General features: G+C 72.1%; 13 protein-coding genes and 3 tRNA genes. 5 read left to right on the top strand and 11 right to left on the bottom strand.

Annotated features, from left to right (window positions below; translation table 11 throughout):
- Positions 1-62: 62 nt before the first annotated feature.
- The 4 genes from ACFYMU_RS07525 to ACFYMU_RS07510 form a co-directional block, all read right to left on the bottom strand.
- Positions 63-728: a DUF5825 family protein gene (locus ACFYMU_RS07525; protein WP_388369323.1), complete on the bottom strand. Its 666-nt coding sequence runs from the start codon at positions 726-728 to the stop codon at positions 63-65.
- Between the two features lie 27 nt (positions 729-755).
- A complete protein-coding gene (locus ACFYMU_RS07520; RefSeq protein WP_388369320.1) occupies positions 756-2,675 on the bottom strand; it encodes a RiPP maturation radical SAM C-methyltransferase in 1,920 nt (639 codons plus the stop codon).
- A 276-nt stretch (positions 2,676-2,951) separates the two neighbouring features.
- A complete protein-coding gene (locus ACFYMU_RS07515; RefSeq protein WP_388370306.1) occupies positions 2,952-4,679 on the bottom strand; it encodes a prolyl oligopeptidase family serine peptidase in 1,728 nt (575 codons plus the stop codon).
- A gap of 7 nt (positions 4,680-4,686) precedes the next feature.
- Complete coding sequence (locus ACFYMU_RS07510; protein ID WP_388369317.1) at positions 4,687-5,937, bottom strand: MFS transporter; 1,251 nt, start codon at positions 5,935-5,937, stop codon at positions 4,687-4,689.
- A 142-nt stretch (positions 5,938-6,079) separates the two neighbouring features.
- Here ACFYMU_RS07510 and ACFYMU_RS07505 point away from each other — a divergent pair, with 142 nt between their 5' ends.
- Positions 6,080-8,947, top strand: a complete 2,868-nt coding sequence (locus ACFYMU_RS07505; protein WP_388369313.1) for a BTAD domain-containing putative transcriptional regulator — start codon at positions 6,080-6,082, stop codon at positions 8,945-8,947.
- Positions 8,948-9,083: 136 nt separating this feature from the next.
- Here the strand turns inward: ACFYMU_RS07505 and ACFYMU_RS07500 are convergent.
- The 3 genes from ACFYMU_RS07500 to ACFYMU_RS07490 form a co-directional block, all read right to left on the bottom strand.
- Positions 9,084-9,160: transfer RNA gene (locus ACFYMU_RS07500), tRNA-Ile, on the bottom strand.
- Positions 9,161-9,329: 169 nt separating this feature from the next.
- A tRNA-Asn gene (locus ACFYMU_RS07495) sits at positions 9,330-9,402 on the bottom strand.
- 5 nt (positions 9,403-9,407) lie between these two features.
- A tRNA-Asn gene (locus tag ACFYMU_RS07490) sits at positions 9,408-9,480 on the bottom strand.
- A gap of 164 nt (positions 9,481-9,644) precedes the next feature.
- Here ACFYMU_RS07490 and ACFYMU_RS07485 point away from each other — a divergent pair.
- From ACFYMU_RS07485 to ACFYMU_RS07470, 4 genes are all read left to right on the top strand, one after another.
- Positions 9,645-9,950 carry a YtxH domain-containing protein gene (locus tag ACFYMU_RS07485; protein ID WP_388369310.1) on the top strand — a complete coding sequence of 102 codons (306 nt, stop codon included), beginning with the start codon at positions 9,645-9,647 and terminating at the stop codon, positions 9,948-9,950.
- 63 nt (positions 9,951-10,013) lie between these two features.
- Positions 10,014-11,468, top strand: a complete 1,455-nt coding sequence (locus ACFYMU_RS07480; protein ID WP_388369307.1) for an FGGY family carbohydrate kinase — start codon at positions 10,014-10,016, stop codon at positions 11,466-11,468.
- Positions 11,469-11,784: 316 nt separating this feature from the next.
- Positions 11,785-13,518, top strand: coding sequence for an ABC transporter ATP-binding protein (locus ACFYMU_RS07475; protein ID WP_388369304.1), 1,734 nt, complete (start codon positions 11,785-11,787; stop codon positions 13,516-13,518).
- Positions 13,518-15,446, top strand: coding sequence for an ABC transporter ATP-binding protein (locus ACFYMU_RS07470; protein WP_388369301.1), 1,929 nt, complete (start codon positions 13,518-13,520; stop codon positions 15,444-15,446). Before ACFYMU_RS07475 ends, ACFYMU_RS07470 begins: the two co-directional genes overlap by 1 nt.
- Before the next feature lie 44 nt (positions 15,447-15,490).
- On the opposite strand, the gene ACFYMU_RS07465 is transcribed toward ACFYMU_RS07470, so the two are convergent.
- The 4 genes from ACFYMU_RS07465 to ACFYMU_RS07450 form a co-directional block, all read right to left on the bottom strand.
- Positions 15,491-16,789 carry a sigma-70 family RNA polymerase sigma factor gene (locus ACFYMU_RS07465; protein ID WP_388369298.1) on the bottom strand — a complete coding sequence of 433 codons (1,299 nt, stop codon included), beginning with the start codon at positions 16,787-16,789 and terminating at the stop codon, positions 15,491-15,493.
- 191 nt (positions 16,790-16,980) lie between these two features.
- A complete protein-coding gene (gene dnaG / locus ACFYMU_RS07460; RefSeq protein ID WP_388369295.1) occupies positions 16,981-18,888 on the bottom strand; it encodes a DNA primase in 1,908 nt (635 codons plus the stop codon).
- A gap of 119 nt (positions 18,889-19,007) precedes the next feature.
- A complete protein-coding gene (locus ACFYMU_RS07455; protein WP_388369292.1) occupies positions 19,008-20,273 on the bottom strand; it encodes an NAD(P)/FAD-dependent oxidoreductase in 1,266 nt (421 codons plus the stop codon).
- 121 nt (positions 20,274-20,394) lie between these two features.
- Positions 20,395-21,732, bottom strand: a complete 1,338-nt coding sequence (locus ACFYMU_RS07450; RefSeq protein ID WP_388369290.1) for a deoxyguanosinetriphosphate triphosphohydrolase — start codon at positions 21,730-21,732, stop codon at positions 20,395-20,397.
- Positions 21,733-21,767: the final 35 nt, after the last annotated feature.

Raw genomic sequence — 21,767 nt, 5'->3', positions numbered from 1 at the left:
CGGGGACGTGCCATGACGTACCCCACGACCGGTGACGGCCTCAGAGGCGGACGCGGGCCGGATCAGACCGCGAACGAGGGCCATGGCCAGCGCCGGACCCGGTACGGAAGCCACCAGGCGAGGCGTCCGGCCCGTCCGGCGAGGCTCTCGCCGACCAGGTGATCCAGCACGTCGGGGGCCACGGCGTCGGCGGGGCAGCCGTGCGCCAGCCGGTCGACGGCTTCCAGATAGGCGGGGTCGTCCAGGGTGTAGCGGGCCAGCGAGCCCCCGGCACGACGGTCGCGGACCTGTACGAAGCCGGGACCTCTTCGGTAGACGCACTTGCCGACGTAGAAGGTCGACCGCCACTCCTGGCGGATGTCCTCCGCCTCCTTCGCGTCCTCCGTGTCCAGGACCTGCCGCGGCGGATGGAGGTGGTTGAACGACCGCCAGATCTCCGGGTCCGCTCCGAACGCCACGTCCCAGTCGACGACGATGCCCCAGCTGGTCAGTTCGCCCACCAGCAGCATCGTCGAGACGATCGCCTGGGCTCCGGTGGCCCCGGTCAGGTCGGCGGGGCGGTCCAGGGCGACCCGCCGTACGCCCTTCCCGTACAGCTCCGCGGCGGTCCCGGCCGGGGTGGCGGACTCTGCCACCACCGTCGCCCGTGGTCGCATCGCGGGCAGTTGGAGCACCTCCTCGTCGTGGTCGCGCCAGGTGGTCAGGGTGAGCGGGGTCGTGGTCGGCATCGCGCGTACTCCTTCGTACTCCTCGGGTCAGCCCGCGAGACTCGGCTCGGGTTCCGGTTCGTCGTCGGTGGTGCCCTTGCGCCGGGTGTCGAAGATCCGCTCGAAGCGCAGGAGTTCCTGGTTGGTGGCCGTCGGCACGACGTGCACCCACTGCTCGTCGTCGGTGAAGACCAGGCCGAGCCGCAGCCAGTCGGCCAGCAGCGCCTCCAGCGTCGTCGCGGAGGTGTCCCCGGCCAGCTTGCGGAGCAGCGACGGCACGGAGTGCGGCTGGTCGAGAAGGCGGAACACGGCCAGCTCGAACGGGTCCTGAAGGGTCATCGTGGTCCAGTCGAAGTCCTTGCGCCGGCTGACCAGGACGATCCGGTCGCCGAGGTCCACCCCGCTGAGCCTGCTGTGGACGTACTCCTCCTGCCAGCGGTCGCCGGCTGCCTTGAGCAGATCGTTGACCGGCTCCTCGATGCCGCGGTGCGGGCTGGTGAACAGGTAGGCCAGGTCGCGCAGTTCGGACTCGGGCAGGTTGTAGTTGCGCCGGTACTGGGCGTCCGGCCTGAGCGGCTGGAACCCGAACTCGGGCCGGTCGAAGTTGGGGCTGAACCGTTCCGTGACGATCCGGGCCACCCCTTCCATCGGCGCCAGGTGATGCAGGGCGGGGAACTGCGCCACGAGCGGCAGATAGTCCTCGGGACGCTCGCCGGGGAAGCCGTACAGATAGTTCCAGGAGACCGAGAGCCCCACGGTCTCGGCGTCCCGCAGCATGCGTACGTTCAGGCAGCCGGTGACGCCCTTGTCCATCAGCTTCAGCACCCGGCTGCTCAGACTCTCGATGCCCGGCTGGACGTTGACCAGGCCGGCCCGGTAGAGGGTCGCCAGCTGCTCGCGCCGCAGATTCGACTTGATCTCGAACTGCAGCCGCAGGTCGTAGCCGCTCCGTTCGAGCCTGGGCAGCACGGTGGACAGGTACTTCATGTCGAGGATGTTGTCGACCACGTACATGTCGAGCACCTGGTGGCGTCGGACCTGGCCGACCACCTCGTCGTAGAAGGCGTCCGGGCTCTTGCTGCGGAACTCCATGAACGAACCGTTCAGCCCGCAGAACGTGCAGTGGTGCTTCTCGCCCCACCAGCATCCGCGCGACCCCTCGACCACGAGCTTCGGCTCCACCCAGTCGCGCACCCTGGACGCCTCCAGGCGCTCGAAGTACCCGTCGTAGTCGGGCGAGACGATGTCGGCCGGGAGCAGTGGCCTCGCACTCATGGGGTTGGCCCCCACGGTGTCGCCGTCGCGCAGACACAGCCCCGGGATGCCGGCGAGCGCCTCGGGATCGGGAGTGTCCTTCGCCAGCTCCTTCAGCAGGGCGGGGAAGGCGTGCTCGCCCTCGCCCCGGACCACATAGTCGACGAAGCCGAAGTTGCGGTGCAGGGCCGCCCCTTGGGGCCCGTCGCAGTTCGCGCCGCCGAACACCGTGCGCACCCGGGGTGCGGCGAGTTTGATGGCGCGCGCCGTGGCCAGGGAGGCGGTGTTCTGCTGGAAGGTCGAGGTGAACCCGACCACGTCCGGTTCGAGGGCGAGGATTCGCCGGGCCAGCTCGGTGACGAACTCCGGTGCAGACCGGTGCAGACCGATGGCCATGTCGCGATCCTCGTCGGACAGCGGGAGCTGTTCGGTCATCTGCTGGATCCGCCGCTCGGGATCGTCGTCGGGGTAGAGCGCGGAGGAGAAGACCCAGTCGCCGAGGCCGCTGAAGTAGCTGTCCAGAGCGAGGAGGTTGAACTGGGCCAGGGTGAACTCGCGCCGTTCGAGGAGCCAGTCGACGTAGTCGAGATTCCCGTGGACGACGGTCACCTCGGCATCCGGAAAGGCGTTCTTCGCACTGCGGCGCAGGATGCCCACCGCGAGGGAGGGCACGTCGAGCAGTGCCCAGGGCATGGTGACGAGGACGATGTTCACAGTGACTCCCGGGTGACCGAAGGCCGTTGGAAAGGGGGGAGGTTGGAGAGCGTCGAGCGGTCGGGGCCGAGGACTGCCGGGGCGGCCCGAGGGCCGTCCCGGCGTCCGCGTGTCAGGAGCTGACGATGATGACGATGATCGGCCGGTTGGCCCGTGCCTGGTTCTTGAGGTCGAGCGGGTCGTTGTGGACGACGGCTTTACGCACGTTGTTCACCTCCTCTCCGGATCGGCTCGGGAATGGCCGCCGGGCCGTGGCCCGGCGGAGTCTCGGACGGGTCACACGGCCCGGGCGCCGACGTGGCCGCCCAGCTGCGCGCCGAGGAAGGACACGACGGTGGTGAGCACCGTCGCCTGCTCGTCCGCCAGGCGGCTCTCGTGCCCGGTGTCCAGTTCCAGCAGCTGGGGGGCGAGCCCCCGTGCGCGCAGCGCCCGCGCGTACCGGACCACCTGCTCCGGCGGGCACTTGACGTCGCTGCCGCCGGCCACCAGCAGCACCGGGGCGCGCACCGCGTCGACGTACGTCATCGGGGAGGCCTCCGCGTAACGGTGCGGCTGCTCGTCGGGGGTACCGCCGAAGAGCCGGGCGTCCAGGGACCGGAGCGCGGGTGTGCCCGCCCGGAACGCGGCGGCGCTGTCCGCGACGGGGTACACCGCCGCTCCCGCCCGCCACAGCTCGGGCTGGGTGCCGAGGGCGAGGAGGGTGAGATAGCCGCCCCAGGACCAGCCAGCCAGCCCGGTCCGGGCCGGCTCGGCGAGGCCCTCGCGGACGAGGTCGGCGCGGACCGCCGCGAGGTCCGCGACCTGGGGCAGGCCCACGCCGGCGTCGAAGGCGTTGCGCCAGGCCGGCCCGTATCCCGTCGAACCGCGGTAGTTGACCCGCGCGACCGCGAACCCGGCGGCCGTCAGCAGGACCACGGCCGGGTCGTAGGCGTCCCGGTCGTGCTGGAACGGGCCGCCGTGCACCAGGAACACCGTCGGCCACGGCCCCGGCCGGTCCGTCGGGGTGGTGAGGAGGGTGTGGATTCGCCCCCCGGGTCCTTCGGTCCACCGGTCGCCGAGTGTCAACGGCAGTTCCATGGGCGGGAGTTCAGGCGTGCTGGGCGGCCGGCGGCCGGACGAGGTCCGCAGCGCGGGCGGTGTCCTGGTGTCCGTCCACACGAGGTGCAGGTCGTCGCCCGGCTGCATCCTGGCGTCGAGCACGGTCCCGGCCGGCACGGGCAGCGCGGCGCAGCGCTGTCGGGCGAGATCGACCAGGAAGAGATCGCTGCGACCCCGGCGGTCCTGCCGGACCAGCACCCGGCCGTCGGGAGACCAGCCGGCCGACACCTCCGACTCGAACCGGCACCACTCGACCGGCCGCGGTCCCTCTTCCGGCGTCCAGGTCCGCAGCACATAGCCGTCGTCGTCCTCGGCCAGCAGCAGGAGCAGGGGTGGGCCGGCGGCCGGCCGGAAGCCCGGCGACCAGAGGGGGCCGGGGAGTTCGGCGACCGTGGTCCCCGAGCGGTCCAGCACGCGGACGGACGTCTCCTGCTCCACCGCCAGCAGCGAGCCGTCCGGCGACAGGTCGATCAGCTCGCCGCCGCCCTCCGCCGCCAGGACGGTGCGCGCCTTCCCGCCCGGCGAACGCAGGTGGACGGAGAACCCGCGCTCGTCGATCAGCCCGACGGCGGCGGTGCCGTCGGCGGCCATCGCCAGCCCCGCGTTCAGTGCGGGCGCCGTGCCCGGCAGCGCCGGCCGGTCCGCGCCGCCCGCCCAGGGCTGTATCCGCCAACTCCCGCGTCCTGCACGGTCGTCGTCGAACCACCACAGGAACTCGCCGCCCGGTTCCACGTCCGCGACGTCGGTGCCGAGCCCCGGCCGGTCGGTCACCCGCCGTGCCGTACCCCGCGCCACGTCCCAGGCGAAGATCTCACACCGGTCGTCGGCCGCGCCTGTGAAACACCCCCGGTCCGGGGCGAGTTCGGCGATCGAGGGGAGCGTGCACGGCGCCACGAGCAACTGCATCTCCACGTCAGTCTCCTTGTGACACGGGGGTCGGAACCGGTGCGGGCGGCATGTCGTCGAGGTGCCTGCGGCCGCCGTGCGCGTATCCGGCCAGGACCAGCAGGAGTGCCGCGAGCAGCACTCCGACGGCCGCCGGGGCGAGCAGTCCGGTCAACAGGCCCGCCGTGACGGGCGCGACGAGCTGGACGGCGTTCGCGACGCTCTCCAGCGCGGCACCGCTGCGGCCCTGGAGCTCGGACGGGACGAGCGCGATCGCCCGCGTCTGGAACAGCACGCTCAGCACCGGCCCGACGAACAGCGCGGCGCCGAACAGCACGCCGTACGCCCAGACGGAGCGCACCGCGCCGAGCGGCGCGACCAGCACCACCATGGCCAGCGAACAGCCGACGACGAGCCGTCCCGCGGGCACCCGGCGCAGCACCCGGGGCGTCACCAGAGCGCCCACCAGACCGCACCCGCTGGCCAGGCCGAGCATCAGCCCGACCGACGCGGGCGAGGCGCCGTGCGTCCGGGCCGTGATGAGCACGAAGTAGTACGCGGCGGTGAACACGGCGTTGACGCCTGCGCCCCACACCAGGGCGAACCGCAGGAACGGCTGGTGCCACAGGAAGCTCAGCCCCTCCCGGGCGGAGTCCCGGAACGATGTCGCCCGGTCCGGACCGTCCGGCGCCGACAGCTCCGTACGGATCGCACGGACGCACAGCGCGGCCCCGGCGTACGACAGGGTGTTCGCGGCGAACGGCGCCCATCGGGCCAGCTGATAGAGCACTCCGCCCAGGAACGGGCCCAGCAGCGCGGCCCCCTGATCGCGGGCCTGGAGCGCCGCCACCGCGCCGCTCGGATCGTCCGGCGGCAGCACCGCCCGGATCGCGCCGCGGGCCGCCGCCGCATAGACCGCCCCCGCGGCGCTCTCCACCACGGTCACGGCGAACAGCAGCGGCAGCGTGACCAGGTCGAGGAACACCGCCGAGGTCAGCACCCCGAACGCGACGAACGCGACCGCCGCCGAGGAGAGCATGAGCCGCCGCCGTGACCAACGGTCGGCCAGCACGCCCGCGACCGGCCCGAGCGCGGTCGGGACGGCCAGCGCGACCGTCCCCACCAGGCCCGCGATCGCCGGACTCCCGCCGACCGTCAGCACGAGCAGTACGAGTGTCAGATCGGCGGCGTGCGTACCCAGCCGGTCCGTCACGCCGGCCAGCCAGTACAGGCGGAAGTCACGGCGTCGCTGCGGTTCCCCAGCTCGTGGCCTGCTCAACGCGTCCCCCGATCACGACGTCGGCTCCAGGGCCCCTCACTGTGTCCGACGGGTCCAGGGAAACCCTGGGACGAACCTTGAATCGGTCTTGCCGGGCAGGTAGGACAAGGGGGCGGACCCGACATTTGGCAGGTTGGTGGTCATGGCGGTGTATCTCACGGTGCTCGGCGGTATCGAGTCGTATGTCGACGGCAGGCCCGCGCCGCTCGGCCACTCCCGGCAACGCAGCGTCCTCGCCGCGCTCCTCGTGGACACCGGGCGGCCTGTCACCACCGGGGAACTCGTCGAACGCGTCTGGGGCGAGGACCGGCCACGGCAGGCCCGCGCCACCCTCCACGGCTACGTCTCCCGCCTGCGGCAGGCCTTCTCCGACACCGCCGAGGTGGCGATCACCCGGCAGGCGGGCGGCTACGTCCTCGCCCTGGCCGCCACGGCCACGGTGGACGTGCACGACTTCCGCCGCCTGGTCACCGAGGCCCGCGAGACCGACGACCCGAAGGCCGTGGCCCTGCTGGAGGACGCCCTGGCCCGGTGGACCGGCGAAGCCTTCGGCTCGCTCGACACACCCTGGTTCAACTCGGTGCGCGACACCCTCGACCAGGAACGGTTCGCGGCCCAACTGGACCTCGACGACCTTCGATTACGCCTGGGGCGGCACGCCGAGTCGCTCCCCGGCCTGCGGGCACGCTCCGCCGCGCACCCCCTGGACGAACGTCTCGCCGGACAGATGATGCTCGCCCTGCACCGCAGTGGCCGCACCGCCGAGGCCCTCGCCCACTACCAGCACGTACGACGCCGGCTGGCCCGTGAACTGGGCATCGAACCGGGACCGGCGCTGCAGCGGATCCAGGCCACCGTCCTGGGCCCGGCCCCCGCACCGCCCATGAGGCGGACGTCCGCTCCGGTACCGGACCGGTCCGCCCCGTCGCCGGCGCCGGCGACGACCGCCCGGCTCGAGGGGGCGGGCACCCCACCGGCCCACCTTCCGGCGCCCATGACCGCGTTCACCGGTCGCCACCGCGAACTGGCCCGACTCGACGAACTGGCCGGCACGTCCGGCATCGCCGCTCTGTCCGGCATCGCGGGTGTCGGCAAGACCACGCTGGCCGTGTACTGGGCGCACCGGGCACGCCATGCCTTCCCCGACGGGCAGCTGTACGCGAACCTGCGTGGGTTCGACCCGTCGGCGACCGTGACGGATCCGGCGGAGGCGGTACGAGGCTTTCTCGTCGCCCTCGGAGTCCGGCCGGACCGCGTGCCGGCCGGCCTGGAGGAGCAGACCGGCCTGTACCGGAGTCTGCTGGCCGGCCGGAAGGTCCTGATCCTCCTCGACAACGCCCGCGACGCGGAGCAGGTGCGCCCCCTGCTGCCCGGCGTCCCCGGCACCTTCACGCTGGTGACCAGCCGCAACCGCCTCACGAGCCTGGCCGTGACCGAGGACGCGCGGCTCCTCACCGTCGACCCGCTCACCTCCGACCAGGCCCGCGCGCTGCTCACGGCCCGGCTCGGCGGTCCCCGGATCGCCGCCGAGCCGACGGCCGTGCGGGAGATCACCGCCCGCTGCGCGGGGCTGCCCTTCGCGCTGGCGGTGGTGGCCGCCCGCGCCGCCGCACGGCCGCACTTCCCGCTCGCCCTGCTGGCGGAGGAACTGCGCGCCGACGGTGGCCGCCTCGACGCCCTGGACGCGGGCGACCCGGCCACCCAGGTGCGCGCCGTGTTCTTCTGGTCGTATCGCGCCCTGGACGCCGACACGGCCCGCATGTTCCGCCTGCTGGGACTTCATCCCGGGCCCGACCTCGCGGTTCAGGCGGCCGCCGCGCTGGCCGACGTCCCCGTGCCCACGGCCCGGTCCCGGCTGGCCGACCTGACCCGCGTGCACCTGCTCACCGAGCACATACCCGGCCGCTACACCGCGCACGACCTCCTGCGCGCCTACGCCGCCGAGCTCGCCCAGGCCCAGGACACCGACCGCGAGCGGGCCACCCGCCGAATGCGCGACCACTATCTCGCCACGGCCCGAAGAGCCGACGCCCTGCTGACGCCCCGGGCCGCCCCGGCCGAGGCCACGGCGCAGCCACTCGTGGACCACCAGGACGCGCAGGACTGGTTCACGGCCGAGTACCCGATCATGCTCGCCCTCGTGGCCGGGTCCCCCGCTCCGGACACCTGGGAACTGGCCTCGACGCTCGTCACCTTCCTCGACCGCAACGGGCACTGGCAGGCCCTGGCGACCGCCCAGACGACGGCGCTCGAAGCCGCCCGACAGCAGGGGAACACCGCGGCCGTGGCCGACGCGCACCGAGGCCTGGGACTCGCCCTCGACCGGCTGGCACACCGCGCCGAGGCCCACGACCACTACCTCCGGGCGCTCGCCCTCTACCGCGAACTCGGCAGCCACTCGGGCCGGGCCCGGGTGCATCAGCACCTGTCCCGGCTCTTCGAGTCCGAAGGCCTCCACCGGCGGGCGCTCACCCACGCACGGCGCAGTCTGAACCACTACCGGGCGGACAAGGACGTCGCCGGGGAGTCCGCCGCCCTCAACCACATCGGCTGGCTCCTCGCGCAGCTCGGCGATCACCACCGGGCGTTGGTCCACTGCCGCGCATCGCTGGCCCTGGCAGAGGACGCGGGTGACCTCAACGGGCAGGCGCACATCCAGGACAGTCTCGGGTACGTGCACCTGCGGCTCGGGGCGTACGAGGCGGCGGCGGCCCACTACCGATGGGCCGTCGGCCTGTTCCGCCAGACCGGCGACCGGCTGAGCGCGGTCAGGGGGCTCACCTGTCTGGCCGAGGCCTGCCGGCGCTCCGCACACCCCGACGCCGCCCGCGACGCCTTGGACCACGCCCTGGCCCTGACCGACCAGCTCGGCCTGCCCGACACCGATCCGCTGCGCGCGGCAGTCCTGAACGGCCTGAACCTGCTCGCCCTGCCGGACGAGGCGAGCGGGACATCCCTCCGAGCCGCCGGTCCGTCACCCGGCGGCGGCCGAGCGCCTGGAGGATCTTGACGGCCCTTGCCGATCAACGCCGATCCATGACGATTTCGCAGGTGTGCGACTCAGACTCTTCGGTGCGCGCCGGAGACGTGGCACATGCCGTGGCGTACGCTGCTGTCCGCCTACTCGCAGCCGGCGGGACCTGCACTGGTGGGGCGGGTGGGACTCGAACCCACGGCCGACGGATTATGAGTCCGCTGCTCTAACCGGCTGAGCTACCGCCCCGTTACGGCGCGTCGCGCACATGTGTGCGCGCCGTCTGCCGCAGCATAGCCGCTCATACGATCTCCTGCTTCGCGTGGCCGGCTTCGTCCGACCTCGGGGACTCCGTCGTGGGCGCGGGCGGTTCCCGGGCACATGAAAAAGGACCCCGGCGGGGTCCTCGTTCAGCGTGCTCCCCCGACTGGACTCGAACCAGTAACCTGCCGGTTAACAGCCGGCTGCTCTGCCAATTGAGCTACGGAGGACCGAGCTCCCCCGACTGGACTCGAACCAGTAACCTGCCGGTTAACAGCCGGCTGCTCTGCCAATTGAGCTACGGAGGAACGTCTCGTTGCATCGAACGTACCTACCTGGGTATCCGCCAGGGGGCGCGCGCTCGCTGCGACACATACATTAGCGCAAGCAGGGGGGTGCTCCGCCAATCGGTTCGCGCCGCGACCGACGCCCACGCAAGGGACGATGCAGACGCAAGGGAAGGGTGGCCGCCATGCGCTATCGGCTCACGTTCGTCGCCGGTCTTCTTCTGGGCTATGTGCTGGGCACACGGGCCGGACGCGAGCGGTACGAGCAGCTGAAGAAGTCGGCCCGGCAGATCGCCGAGAACCCCGCGGTGCGCAACACCGCCGAGTCGGCCGCCCAGCAGGGGCGCGAATACGCGGGCCGGGCCTTCCACGCGATGAGCACCAAGGTCGGCGACCGGATGCCCGACTCGGTCGCCGTCCGGGTCCGCTCGCTGCGGGAACGGAACACGAACGGCAGCGGCGAGGACGACTGGGGCACCAGCAACACCTGACCCCGCCTCGACGGCCCGCCCTCGGCGACGCGGCCACCGCCCGCCGTGCGGCAGAATTCCGCCATGGGGATAGTCGCCGGGTTGGACAGTTCGCCCGATTTCACTCGCATCGTCGTCTGTGACACGGACACGGGGGCCGTGCTCAGGCAGGGGTATGCGCCGCATCCGGTGGAGGGCCCCGAGGGGGGCGGCCGCCCCTCCGACGTCGATCCGCAGGCATGGCTGCTGTCCCTGGGGGAGGCGGCCGGCGGCGGTCTCCTCGAGGGCGTGCAGGCCATCGGCGTCTCCGCGCAGCAGAACGCGCTGATCCCGCTCGACACCCAGGGCGCCACCGTGCGGCCCGCGCTGGTGGGCGGCGACAAGCGGGCGCAGGTCGCGGCGGCCGACCTCATCGACGCGCTCGGCGGGCGGCAGGCGTGGGCCGAGGCCGTCGGCTGCGTGCCGCAGGCCGCGCTGCCCGTGACCAAGCTGCGCTGGCTGGCCAGGACCGAGCCCGACAACGCGCTGCGCACCGCGGTGCTGATGCAGGCGCACGACTGGATCGTGTGGCAGCTGCTCGGGCGGCCCATGCGCCGGACCACCGACCGCGGCGGCGCCTCGGCGACCGGGTACTGGTCGGCGGCGACCGGGATGTACCGCGGCGACCTCGTCGAGCTGGCGCTGGGGCACCAGGTCATGGTGCCCGAGGTGCTCGGCCCGTCCGAGGCCGCGGGGACGACGCCGGAGGGGCTGCTGATCTCCGCGGGCACCGGTGAGACCATGGCGGCCGCCCTGGGCCTGGGCATCGGGCTGGGGGACGCGGTCGTCTCGCTCGGCGCCTCCGGGTCCGTGATGGCCGTGCACCCCGAGGCGCTCGTCGACTCCACCGGGATGATCACCTCGCTCGCGGACGCCACGGGGCTGCACCTGCCGGTGGTGACGACCCTCAACGCGGTGCGCACCCTGCGCGGCGCCGCCGAACTGCTCGGGCTGCCCGACCTGGAGTCCCTCTCCGACCTGGCGATGAAGTCGACGCCGGGCTCGCACGGGCTCGTCATGCTGCCGTACCTGGAGGGCGAGCGGACCCCGAACCTGCCGCACACCGCGGGCACCCTGTCCGGGCTGCGGCGCGAGTCGATGAGGCCCGAGCACCTGGCGCGGGCCGCGTTCGAGGGCATGCTGTGCGGGCTCGCGGACGCCCTGGACGTGCTGCGCGGACGCGGGGTCGAGGTCCGGCGGATCTTCCTGCTCGGCGCCGCCGCGGAGCTGCCGGCCGTGCAGGCGGTGGCGCCGGCGCTGTTCGGCGTGCAGGTGATGGTCCCGCAGCCCGCCGACTACGCGGCGATCGGCGCGGCCCGGCAGGCGGCCTGGTCGCTCGGGGCCTCCCGGGGCACCCTCGACCCGCGCACCCCGCCCGTCTGGCAGGGCGCGGCCGTGCAGGTCCTGGAGCCGGGCGAGGAACTGGCGGTGGGCCAGGCCGTGCGCCAGCAGTACGTGTCGGTGCGCGAGCAGACGCATCCGGGGGCGTTCAGGGTCTAGTGCTGTGGCCGGGAAGGTTTGCCGGAAGCTCGCGGCGTCCGGTGCGGTGCATCGCAAGGCGGAGTGTCGCCCGCGTACTGGATGTACGCGGGTGATGCGACAACGCGGCGAGGTGCCGTGCCGGGCGTCGCGAGCCGGTGAACCTTCCCGGTCACAGCACTAGGTGGTCGTCGGCCTACGTCGCGAGGCTGAATCCATGTCCGCACTTGGTCCGTCATCGGCTTAATCGCTTGAGGTAACGCGGGTGGAGTGTCCGACGATAGGGGCTGGTGCACCACCGACCGCCCCCGCCGTCGCCGACTCCGAGAGATCACGCGTGCTCATACGACTTCTGAGGGCCCATCTGGGCCCGTACACCAAACCCGTCGCGCTGCTGGTGCTGCTGCAGTTCCTGCAGACCTGCGCCACGCTCTACCTGCCCACTCTCAACGCGCACATCATCGACAACGGTGTCGTGAAGGGGGACACGGGCTACATCCTGGCCTTCGGCGGCCTCATGATCGCGGTCTCGCTGGGCCAGGTCGTGTGCAACATGGGCGCCGTCTACTTCGGTGCCCGCACCTCCTCGGCCATCGGCCGGGACCTGCGGGCGGCCGTCTTCGACCGGGTGCAGTCCTTCTCCTCGCGTGAGATGGGTCACTTCGGGGCACCGTCGCTGATCACCCGCACCACGAACGACGTGCAGCAGATCCAGATGCTCACCCTGATGACGTTCACCCTGATGGTGTCGGCGCCGATCATGTGCGTGGGCGGCATCGTCATGGCGCTCGGCCTGGATGTGCCGCTGTCCGGCGTCCTGGTCGCCGTGGTGCCCGTGCTCGGCATCTGCGTGACGCTGATCGTGCGGCGGCTGCGGCCGCTGTTCCGCGCCATGCAGGTCCGGCTCGACACGGTCAACCGGGTGCTGCGCGAGCAGATCTCCGGCAACCGCGTCATCCGCGCCTTCGTGCGCGACGACTACGAGAAGGGCCGGTTCCGGGAGGCGAACACCGATCTGACGGAGGTGTCCCTCAACACCGGCCGCACCCTGGCGCTGATGTTCCCCCTGGTGATGACCGTGGTGAACCTCTCGTCGATCGCCGTGGTCTGGTTCGGCGCGCACCGCATCGACAGCGGCGGCATGCAGATCGGCGACCTGACCGCGTTCCTCGCCTACCTCATGCAGATCGTGATGTCCGTGATGATGGCCACCTTCATGTTCATGATGGTGCCGCGCGCGGAGGTGTGCGCCGAGCGCATCCAGGAGGTGCTCGACACCGAGTCCAGCGTCGTGCCGCCCACCGCGCCCGTCGTGGAGCTGCGGCGCCACGGCCACCTGGAGGTCCGCGGTGCCGGGTTCCGCTATCCCGGTGCCGAGGAACCGGTGCTCAAGGCCATCGACCTGGTGGCGCGGCCCGGCGAGACCACGGCCGTCATCGGGTCGACCGGCAGCGGCAAGTCGACCCTGCTCGGGCTGATCCCCCGCCTCTTCGACGCCACCGAGGGCGAGGTGCTCGTGGACGGCGTGCCCGTCCACGAGGTCGAACCGAAGCTGCTGGCGAGGACGGTCGGGCTCGTCCCGCAGAAGCCGTACCTGTTCGCGGGGACGGTCGCCACCAACCTGCGCTACGGCAATCCCGACGCGACCGACGAGGAACTGTGGCACGCGCTGGAGGTGGCGCAGGCCAAGGAGTTCGTCGAGGCGCTGGAGAACGGGCTCGACTCCCCCATCGCCCAGGGCGGCACCAATGTCTCCGGCGGCCAGCGGCAACGGCTGGCCATCGCCCGCACCCTGGTGCAGCGCCCGGAGATCTACCTCTTCGACGACTCCTTCTCCGCGCTCGACTACGCCACCGACGCGGCGCTGCGCGCGGCGCTGTCGCGGGAGACCGCCGAGGCGACCGTGGTGATCGTCGCGCAGCGTGTGGCGACGATCCGGGACGCCGACCGGATCGTGGTCCTGGACGAGGGCCGTGTCGTCGGCACCGGACGCCACCGCGACCTGATGGCGGACAACGAGACCTATCGGGAGATCGTGCTCTCCCAGCTGACGGAAGCGGAGGCTGCCTGATGGCCGGGCCCATGGGACGCATGATGGCCGGCGGCGGCCCCGACCAGCGCTCGATGGACTTCAAGGGGTCCGGGAAGCGGCTGCTCGCCCAGTTCAAGCCCGAACGCACCACCATGACGGGGATGCTGGCCTTCGGTGTGCTCAGTGTCGGCCTGTCCGTGGCCGGACCGAAGATCCTCGGCCGGGCGACCGACCTCGTCTTCGCCGGGATCGTCGGCCGCGGGATGCCTGCGGGACCGAGCAAGGAGCAGGTCCTTCGGTCCATGCGCGAGCACGGCGAGGGGGGCGTCGCCGACATGCTCTCCGGTACGGACTTCACCCCCGGCAAGGGCATCGACTTCGGTGCCGTCGGCGGCGTCCTGCTGTTCGCGCTGACCACGTTCCTGGTGGCCGGCCTGCTGATGGCGGTGGCCACCCGGCTGTCCAACAGGGCCATCAACAAGACGGTCTACCGCCTGCGGGAGGACGTGCAGGGGAAGCTGTCGCGGCTCCCGCTGTCGTACTTCGACAAGCGGCAGCGCGGCGAGGTGCTCAGCCGCGCGACCAACGACATCGACAACATCGGCCAGACGCTGCAGCAGTCGCTGGGCCAGCTCGTCAACTCGCTGCTGACGATCGTGGGCGTGCTGGCCATGATGTTCTGGGTGTCGTGGCTGCTGGCCCTGGTCGCGCTGGTGACCGTGCCGCTCTCCTTCGTCGTGGCCACCCGCGTCGGCAAGCGGTCGCAGCCGCAGTTCGTGCAGCAGTGGCGCACCACCGGCAAGCTCAACGCGCACATCGAGGAGATGTACACCGGGCACACGCTGGTGAGGGTGTTCGGTCGGCAGAAGGAGTCCGCGAGGCAGTTCGCGGAGCAGAACGACGCGCTGTACGAGGCCGGGTTCCGGGCGCAGTTCAACAGCGGGGTCATGCAGCCGCTGATGATGTTCGTGTCGAACCTGAACTATGTGCTCGTCGCGGTGGTCGGCGGTCTGCGGGTGGCGTCCGGCACGCTGTCCATCGGTGACGTCCAGGCGTTCATCCAGTACTCGCGGCAGTTCTCGATGCCGCTGACGCAGGTCGCGTCGATGGCCAACCTGGTGCAGTCGGCCGTCGCCTCGGCGGAGCGCGTCTTCGACCTGCTCGACGCCGAGGAGCAGGAGACGGATCCCGAGCCGGGGCTGCGGCCGGAGGCGCTGCGCGGCCGGGTCGCACTGGAGAACGTGTCGTTCCGGTACGAGCCGGACAAGCCGCTCATCGAGAACCTGTCGCTGAAGGCGGAGCCGGGCCACACGGTGGCGATCGTCGGTCCGACGGGAGCGGGCAAGACCACGCTCGTGAACCTGCTGATGCGGTTCTACGAGGTCACCGGCGGGCGGATCACCCTCGACGGGGTCGACATCGCCAAGATGTCCCGGGACGAGCTGCGGGCCGCGATAGGGATGGTGCTCCAGGACACCTGGCTGTTCGGGGGCACGATCGCGGAGAACATCGCGTACGGGGCCGCGCGGAAGGTGACGCGCGGGGAGATCGAGGAGGCGGCGCGCGCGGCGCACGCGGACCGGTTCATCCGTACGCTGCCGGACGGCTACGACACCGTGATCGACGACGAGGGCACCGGGGTGAGCGCGGGTGAGAAGCAGCTCATCACGATCGCCCGGGCGTTCCTGTCCGACCCGGTGATCCTGGTCCTCGACGAGGCGACGAGTTCGGTCGACACCCGCACCGAGGTGCTGATCCAGAAGGCGATGGCCAAGCTGGCGCACGGGCGGACGTCGTTCGTCATCGCCCACCGGCTGTCGACGATCCGGGACGCGGACACGATCCTGGTGATGGAGAACGGCGCCATCGTCGAGCAGGGCGCGCACGCGGAACTGCTCGCGGCCGACGGGGCGTACGCCCGTCTGTACAAGGCGCAGTTCGCGCAGGCCGTGGCCGAGGTCGACTGAGCCGGCGGGGCCGCTCCCGAAGGGCGGTGGGCGGCCCCTCCCCGTCAGTCGAGGTATCCCCGCAACTGGTCGGCGAACGCGTGGTCCCTCAGCTTGTTCAGGGTCTTCGACTCGATCTGCCTGATCCGCTCGCGGGTCACGCCGAAGATGCGGCCGATCTCCTCCAGCGTGCGGGGACGGCCGTCGACCAGGCCGTAGCGCAGTTGCACGACCTTCCGCTCCCGTTCCCCGAGGGTGGACAGGACCGCTTCCAGGTGCTCCTTGAGCAGCAGGAAGGCGGCGGACTCGACGGGGCTCGTGGCGTCGCCGTCCTCGATGAGGTCGCCGAGGGCCACGTCCTCCTCCTCGCCCACGGGCGCGTGCAGCGAGACGGGCTCCTGGGCCAGCCGCAGCACCTCGCCGACCCGCTCGGGGGGCAGGTCCAGGTGGGCGGCGACTTCTTCCGGTGTCGGTTCGTAGCCGCGTTCCTGCAGCATGCGGCGCTGGACGCGGACGACGCGGTTGATGAGCTCGACGACATGGACCGGGACGCGGATGGTGCGGGCCTGGTCGGCCAGGGCACGGGACATGGCCTGGCGGATCCACCAGGTCGCGTACGTCGAGAACTTGTAGCCGCGCGCGTAGTCGAACTTCTCGACGGCCCTGATCAGGCCCAGGTTTCCCTCCTGGACGAGGTCGAGCATGGTCAGGCCGCGGCCGACGTAGCGCTTGGCGACGGAGACGACGAGCCGCAGGTTGGCCTCGATCAGCCGCCGCTTGGCCATCCGGCCCATGACCACCAGCCGGTCCAGGTCGAGCGCGAGTTCGGTGTCCAGGTCGGGGGCGTTGCCGAGCTTCTCCTCCGCGAACAGTCCGGCCTCCACACGGCGGGCGAGTTCGACCTCCTCGGCGGCCGTCAGCAGGGGGATGCGGCCGATCTCGCGCAGGTACTGGCGGAACAGGTCCGCGGAGGGGCTGCCGGTGTCGATGCGGGCGCGGAGCGGTTCGACGGGCTCGGGCGCCTCGGTGGCCTCCATCTCGCCCGCCGGCGGCTCCACCGGTTCCGCGGCGCCCTCCGGCTCCGCGTCCGCCTCCGGGTGGTGCGGGAGCCGGCCCTGCGGGGGCATGGCCTGCAGGACGCCGGGCTCCGTGTCCGGCTCACCGGCGGCGGTCTCGGTCTGAGTGAGGGTCTGGGTCTGCACGGGGGCGACCTCCAGGAGTGTCGCTGCTGAGGCATGCGGCAGCGGTACGTCGGGGATGGGGTCGGCGGTCCGCCCGCCGGCCATCCCGTAGTCATTGAGCGGAACCGCGGGGGTGTCGGACCCGCCGTGGGCGGTCCGGCCGCGCTCCGAGGACTCAGGCACCGCCCCCAGTGTGGGGTACGACACATCGCCGCCACGAGGGGCGTGCGGCCACTTTTTGGGTCCGGTCCGTGACCGGGCGGTTACTCAGCTCGTTTGACCACGTGGTCTCCGGGCGGCGCGCGGTGCTGAACCGCCTCCGGATCAGGCCGCCCGAAACGCCCCCGGAGGCGTAGCCGCACGAGCGGCGGCTCTCACAGCGCCGCCGCCCCGCGTTCCCGCAGCGCCTGGTCGTACTGCTGCAGTACCCACAGCTCGTTCTGGACCGCGGAGACGTGGGCCGGGTCCGCGTGGGAGCCCAGGCGGGTCAGGGTGCTCTGGACGTCGCGGACACGGCGCTCGACCGCGCGGCGGCGGACCGTCACCAGCTGGGCGCCGGCGTAGGTCTCGTCCACCTCCTTGCGCAGCATGATCGCCTCGACCGCCAGCTCCGTGACCATGGCGCGGACCGTGTCGTCGGGGGCTACCTCGCGGACCCGGATCAGATACTCCTGCGGGTCGTGGGCGCCGTACTCCGCGCCGCCCGCGTCCATGATCGCCTGGCGCACGGCCGCGTACGGCGCCGCGGTGAACTCGTCGACTCCGTAGGCGTCGAACGCCGGGGACACCAGCTCCGGCCGCTGAAGGGCCAGTTTGAGCAGCTCCCGCTCGGTCGCGTAGACCGGGTTGCGGAGGTTGAGCGCCGGGCCGGAGGCGGCCGGGCGGGGGGCCGCCTGATACGGCTGCGGGGGGCGCTGCCCGGCCGGCGCCGGGCCCCTGCCGCCGCGGTCGCGGGCCCAACGGGCCAGCTGTGCCACCCGTTTGACCACGAACTGCGTGTCGAGGATGCCGAGCATGCCCGCCAGCTGGACCGCGACCTCGTGCTGGGCGCCGCTGTTCTTGATGCGGGCGACGATCGGGGCCGCCTCGTCCAGGGCGGCGGCGCGGCCCGCGGGGGTCTCCAGGTCGTAGCGGCCGACGATCTGGCGCAGCGCGAACTCGAAGAGGGGCGTGCGGGGTTCGGCCAGGTCGGCGACCGCGTCGTCGCCCTTGGCGAGCCGCAGCTCGCACGGGTCCATGCCGTCCGGCGCGATCGCGATGTACGTCTCGGCCGCGAACTTCTGGTCGTCCTCGAAGGCACGCAGGGCCGCCTTCTGGCCGGCCGCGTCACCGTCGAAGGTGAAGATCACCCGCGCCGAGCCGTTGTCCATCAGCAGCCGCCGCAGGATCTTGATGTGCTCGCCGCCGAAGGCCGTCCCGCACGTCGCGATGGCGGTGGTGACCCCCGCCAGATGGCAGGCCATGACGTCGGTGTAGCCCTCGACCACCACGGCGCGGCTCGTCTTCGCGATCTCCTTCTTCGCCAGGTCGATGCCGTAGAGGACCTGCGACTTCCGGTAGATCGCGGTGTCGGGGGTGTTCAGGTACTTGGGGCCGGTGTCCGCCTCGTACAGCTTGCGCGCACCGAAGCCGACGACATCGCCCCCGATGTCGCGGATCGGCCACATCAGCCGGCCCCGGAAGCGGTCGATGGGCCCGCGGCGGCCCTCCTGGGACAGGCCCGACAGCAGCAGCTCCTTGTCGGAGAAGCCCTTGCCGCGGAGGTGGCGGGTGAGGTGGTCCCAACCCTGGGGGCTGTAGCCGACGCCGAAGTGGAGCGCGGCGGCGTGGTCGAAGCCGCGCTCGGCCAGGAACATCCGTCCCGTGCCGGCCTCGGGGCTGGTGTCGAGCTGCTCCGCGTACCACTGCGCCGCCAGCTTGTGGGCCTCGACCAGGCGGATGCGCTCGCCCCGCTGGTGGGTGGGGTTGTACCCGCCCTCCTCGTAGCGCAGCGTGATGCCGGCGCGGGCGGCCAGGCGCTCGACCGACTCCGAGAAGGAGAGGTGGTCGACCTTCATCACGAAGGTGATGGTGTCGCCGCCCTCCTGGCAGCCGAAGCAGTGGAACAGCCCCTTGGCCGGGCTGACCTGGAAGGACGGGGACTTCTCGTCGTGGAAGGGGCACAGGCCCTTCAGGTTGCCGCCGCCCGCGTTGCGCAGCTGGAGGTACTCGGACACGACGGAGTCGATCGGGACCGCGTCCCGTACCGCCTTCACGTCCTCGTCGTTGATCCGTCCGGCCACGCGTGAATTCTACGGTGGCACGCCGACAGCCCCGCGCCCGAAGCGGCGTGGGGCCGCGGCACGGGCGCGGCTCCGCCCGCACCTGCGGCTCAAGCCCACGCCCGCCGCTCCGCGCGCGCCTAGGCCGACAGGTCCTCCAGCGGCACTCCGGGGTCCGCCAGCGCCTCCGGGTCCAGCGCCGTCCTGGCCCGGATCAGGGACTGGATCCGCTCCGTGACGTCCCACACGTTCACGTTCATCCCGGCCAGCACCCTGCCCTCCTTCGTCCAGAACGCGATGAAGTGCCGCTTGCCGACATCGCCCCGGATCACCACCTCGTCGTACGACCCGGGCGGAGCCCACCCCGAGTACTCCATCCCCACGTCGTACTGGTCGGAGAAGAAGTACGGCACCCGGTCGTACGTCACCTCACGGCCGAGCATGGCGCGGGCCGCCGCCGGGCCGCCGTTCAGCGCGTTCGCCCAGTGCTCCACGCGCAGCCGGGTGCCGAAGAGGGGGTGGTGGAAGGAGGCGATGTCGCCGGCCGCGTAGATGTCGGGGTCGGAGGTGCGCAGCCGCTCGTCGACCACGATCCCCCCGCCCTGCGCGCGGTCGGCGATCTCGAGGCCCGCCGCCTCGGCGAGCCCGGTGCGCGGGGCCGCGCCGATCGCGGCGAGCACGTCGTGCGCGGGGTGCTCCTCGCCGTCGTCGGTGCGGGCGGCCAGCACCATGCCGTCCTGGCCGACGATCTCGGCGAGCCGGACGCCGAAGCGGAAGCGGACGCCGTGCTCGCTGTGCAGCTCGGCGAAGAGGTTGCCCAGCTCGGGGCCGAGGACGGCGTGCAGCGGGGTCGGTTCGGGCTCGACGACGGTGACCTCCGCGCCGTACTCCCGGGCCGCCGCCGCGACCTCCAGACCGATCCAGCCGGCCCCGGCGATCACGAGATGCCCGTTGTCCCGGCCCAGTGCGCCGAGCACGCCCTTGAGGCGCTCGGCGTGGGCGAGGCGGCGCAGATGGTGGACGCCGGCGAGGTCCGTGCCCGGGATGTTGAGACGGCGCGGCTCGGCGCCGGTGGCGAGGAGCAGCTTGTCGTAGTGGACGAGTGTGCCGTCGTCCCCGAAGTGGACCGTCTTCGCCTCCCGGTCGATGGCGTCGACGGTCTGGCCGAGGTGCAGCTCGATGTCGTTCTGCGCGTACCAGGCGGGCTCGTGGACGAACACGCTGTCGCGCTCCTCCTTGCCGAGCAGATAGCCCTTGGAGAGGGGAGGTCGCTCGTACGGATGGTCCCGCTCGTCGCAGATCAGTATCACCCGGCCGGTGAAGCCCTCCGCTCGCAGCGTCTCGGCCGCCTTGGCGCCGGCGAGCCCTCCCCCGACGATGACGAATGTCTGATCCGCGTCGACCACTTGATGCCTCCTCGTAAGGATGTCGCCACATGCGAGCGTCCCGCACGGAACGTGGTGCGGGAAGGGGGAGTGGCCCGATCAGGCCACGCCGGGTCACCTCCGGGTCCCTCCGTGTCATCGGTCATCCGGGCCCCGTCAGCCGTGCGTGCAGGGAGCGCGCCGAGGCGTCCGTGAGGGAGGCGATCTGGTCGACGAGGACGCGCTTGCGGGCGCGGTCGTCGGCCGCCTCCTCGAACAGTGCCCTGAACTGGGGGTCTAGCCCGTCGGGCGCGCGGGCGGTGAGGGCGTCGGCCAGCTCGGCGACGACGACGCGCTGGTCGGCGCGCAGGCGCTCCTGCTCGGCGCGCTGCATCACGTACCGGTCGGCGACCGCCTTGAGGACCGCGCACTCCATGCGGGTGCTTCGCGGTACCACGAGTTCGGCGGCGTACCGGGTCAGCCGCCCGCTGCCGTACGCCGCCCGGGTGGCGCCCTCGGCGGCCAGGCAGAAGCGGCCGATGAGCTGGCTGGTGGCGTCCTTCAGCCGGGCCTGGGCGACGGCCGAGCCGTCGTACCCGTGCGGCCACCACTCGTGGCCGAGGAGCCGGTCGAGCGCCTCGGCGAGTTCGTCGGGGTCGGTGTCCGCCGGGACGTACCGCCCGACGGCGACGGCGAAGACCTCCCGGCGTTCGGACCCGACGCGCAGGAGGTCGGGGTCGATGTGACCGGCGTGCAGGCCGTCCTCCACGTCGTGCACCGAGTAGGCCACGTCGTCGGACCAGTCCATGACCTGGGCCTCGAAGCAGGTGCGGTGGCCGGGAGCGCCCTTGCGGACCCAGTCGAAGACGGGGCGGTCGTCCTCGTAGACCCCGAATTTCGGGGACGCGGGGTCGGTGGGGTGGGCGCCGCGCGGCCAGGGGTACTTGGTGGCGGCGTCGAGGACGGCACGCGTCAGGTTCAGGCCCACGCTGACGGGTTCGCCCGTCCGTCCGGACCGGACGAAACGCTTGGGCTCGATGCGGGTGAGCAGGCGCAGCGACTGGGCGTTGCCCTCGAATCCGCCGCAGTCCCGCGCGAACTCGTTCAGCGCCTGTTCGCCGTTGTGCCCGAACGGCGGGTGGCCGAGGTCGTGGGAGAGGCAGGCGGCCTCGACGAGGTCGGGGTCGCAGCCGAGCGCGGCGCCCAGCTCGCGGCCCACCTGGGCGCACTCCAGGGAGTGCGTGAGCCGGGTGCGGGGACTGGCGTCCCACGCCTGGCTCCGGGTGCCCGGGGTGACGACCTGGGTCTTGCCCGCCAGACGGCGCAGGGCGGCCGAGTGCAGCACGCGCGCCCGGTCGCGCTGGAAGGCGGTGCGGCCCGGACGCTTGTCGGGCTCGACCGCCCAGCGCTCGACGTCGGACGCGTCGTACGCCGAAGGGCCCGGCGCGCCGCTCTCCCACCGCGCGGGGGCCTCGTGTGCCTGTGGTGCGGTCCCTTCCATGACCCGACAGTAAACGCAGCGGATGACGATCGGGA

This window comes from Streptomyces sp. NPDC007264, from assembly GCF_042869095.1.
In the GTDB taxonomy this organism is placed as follows: Bacteria; Actinomycetota; Actinomycetes; order Streptomycetales; family Streptomycetaceae; genus Streptomyces.
This window is presented reverse-complemented; position numbering and strand designations above follow the sequence as displayed.

Bases quoted from the DNA above. Each gene is read 5' to 3' on its own strand.
- ACFYMU_RS07470 (WP_388369301.1), top strand. From the start codon at position 13,518: ATGGCCGGGCCCATGGGACGCATGATGGCCGGCGGCGGCCCCGACCAG.
- ACFYMU_RS07450 (WP_388369290.1), bottom strand. From the start codon at position 21,732: ATGGAAGGGACCGCACCACAGGCACACGAGGCCCCCGCGCGGTGGGAG.
- ACFYMU_RS07525 (WP_388369323.1), bottom strand. From the start codon at position 728: ATGCCGACCACGACCCCGCTCACCCTGACCACCTGGCGCGACCACGAC.
- ACFYMU_RS07485 (WP_388369310.1), top strand. From the start codon at position 9,645: ATGCGCTATCGGCTCACGTTCGTCGCCGGTCTTCTTCTGGGCTATGTG.
- ACFYMU_RS07480 (WP_388369307.1), top strand. From the start codon at position 10,014: ATGGGGATAGTCGCCGGGTTGGACAGTTCGCCCGATTTCACTCGCATC.
- ACFYMU_RS07515 (WP_388370306.1), bottom strand. From the start codon at position 4,679: ATGCAGTTGCTCGTGGCGCCGTGCACGCTCCCCTCGATCGCCGAACTC.
- ACFYMU_RS07505 (WP_388369313.1), top strand. From the start codon at position 6,080: ATGGCGGTGTATCTCACGGTGCTCGGCGGTATCGAGTCGTATGTCGAC.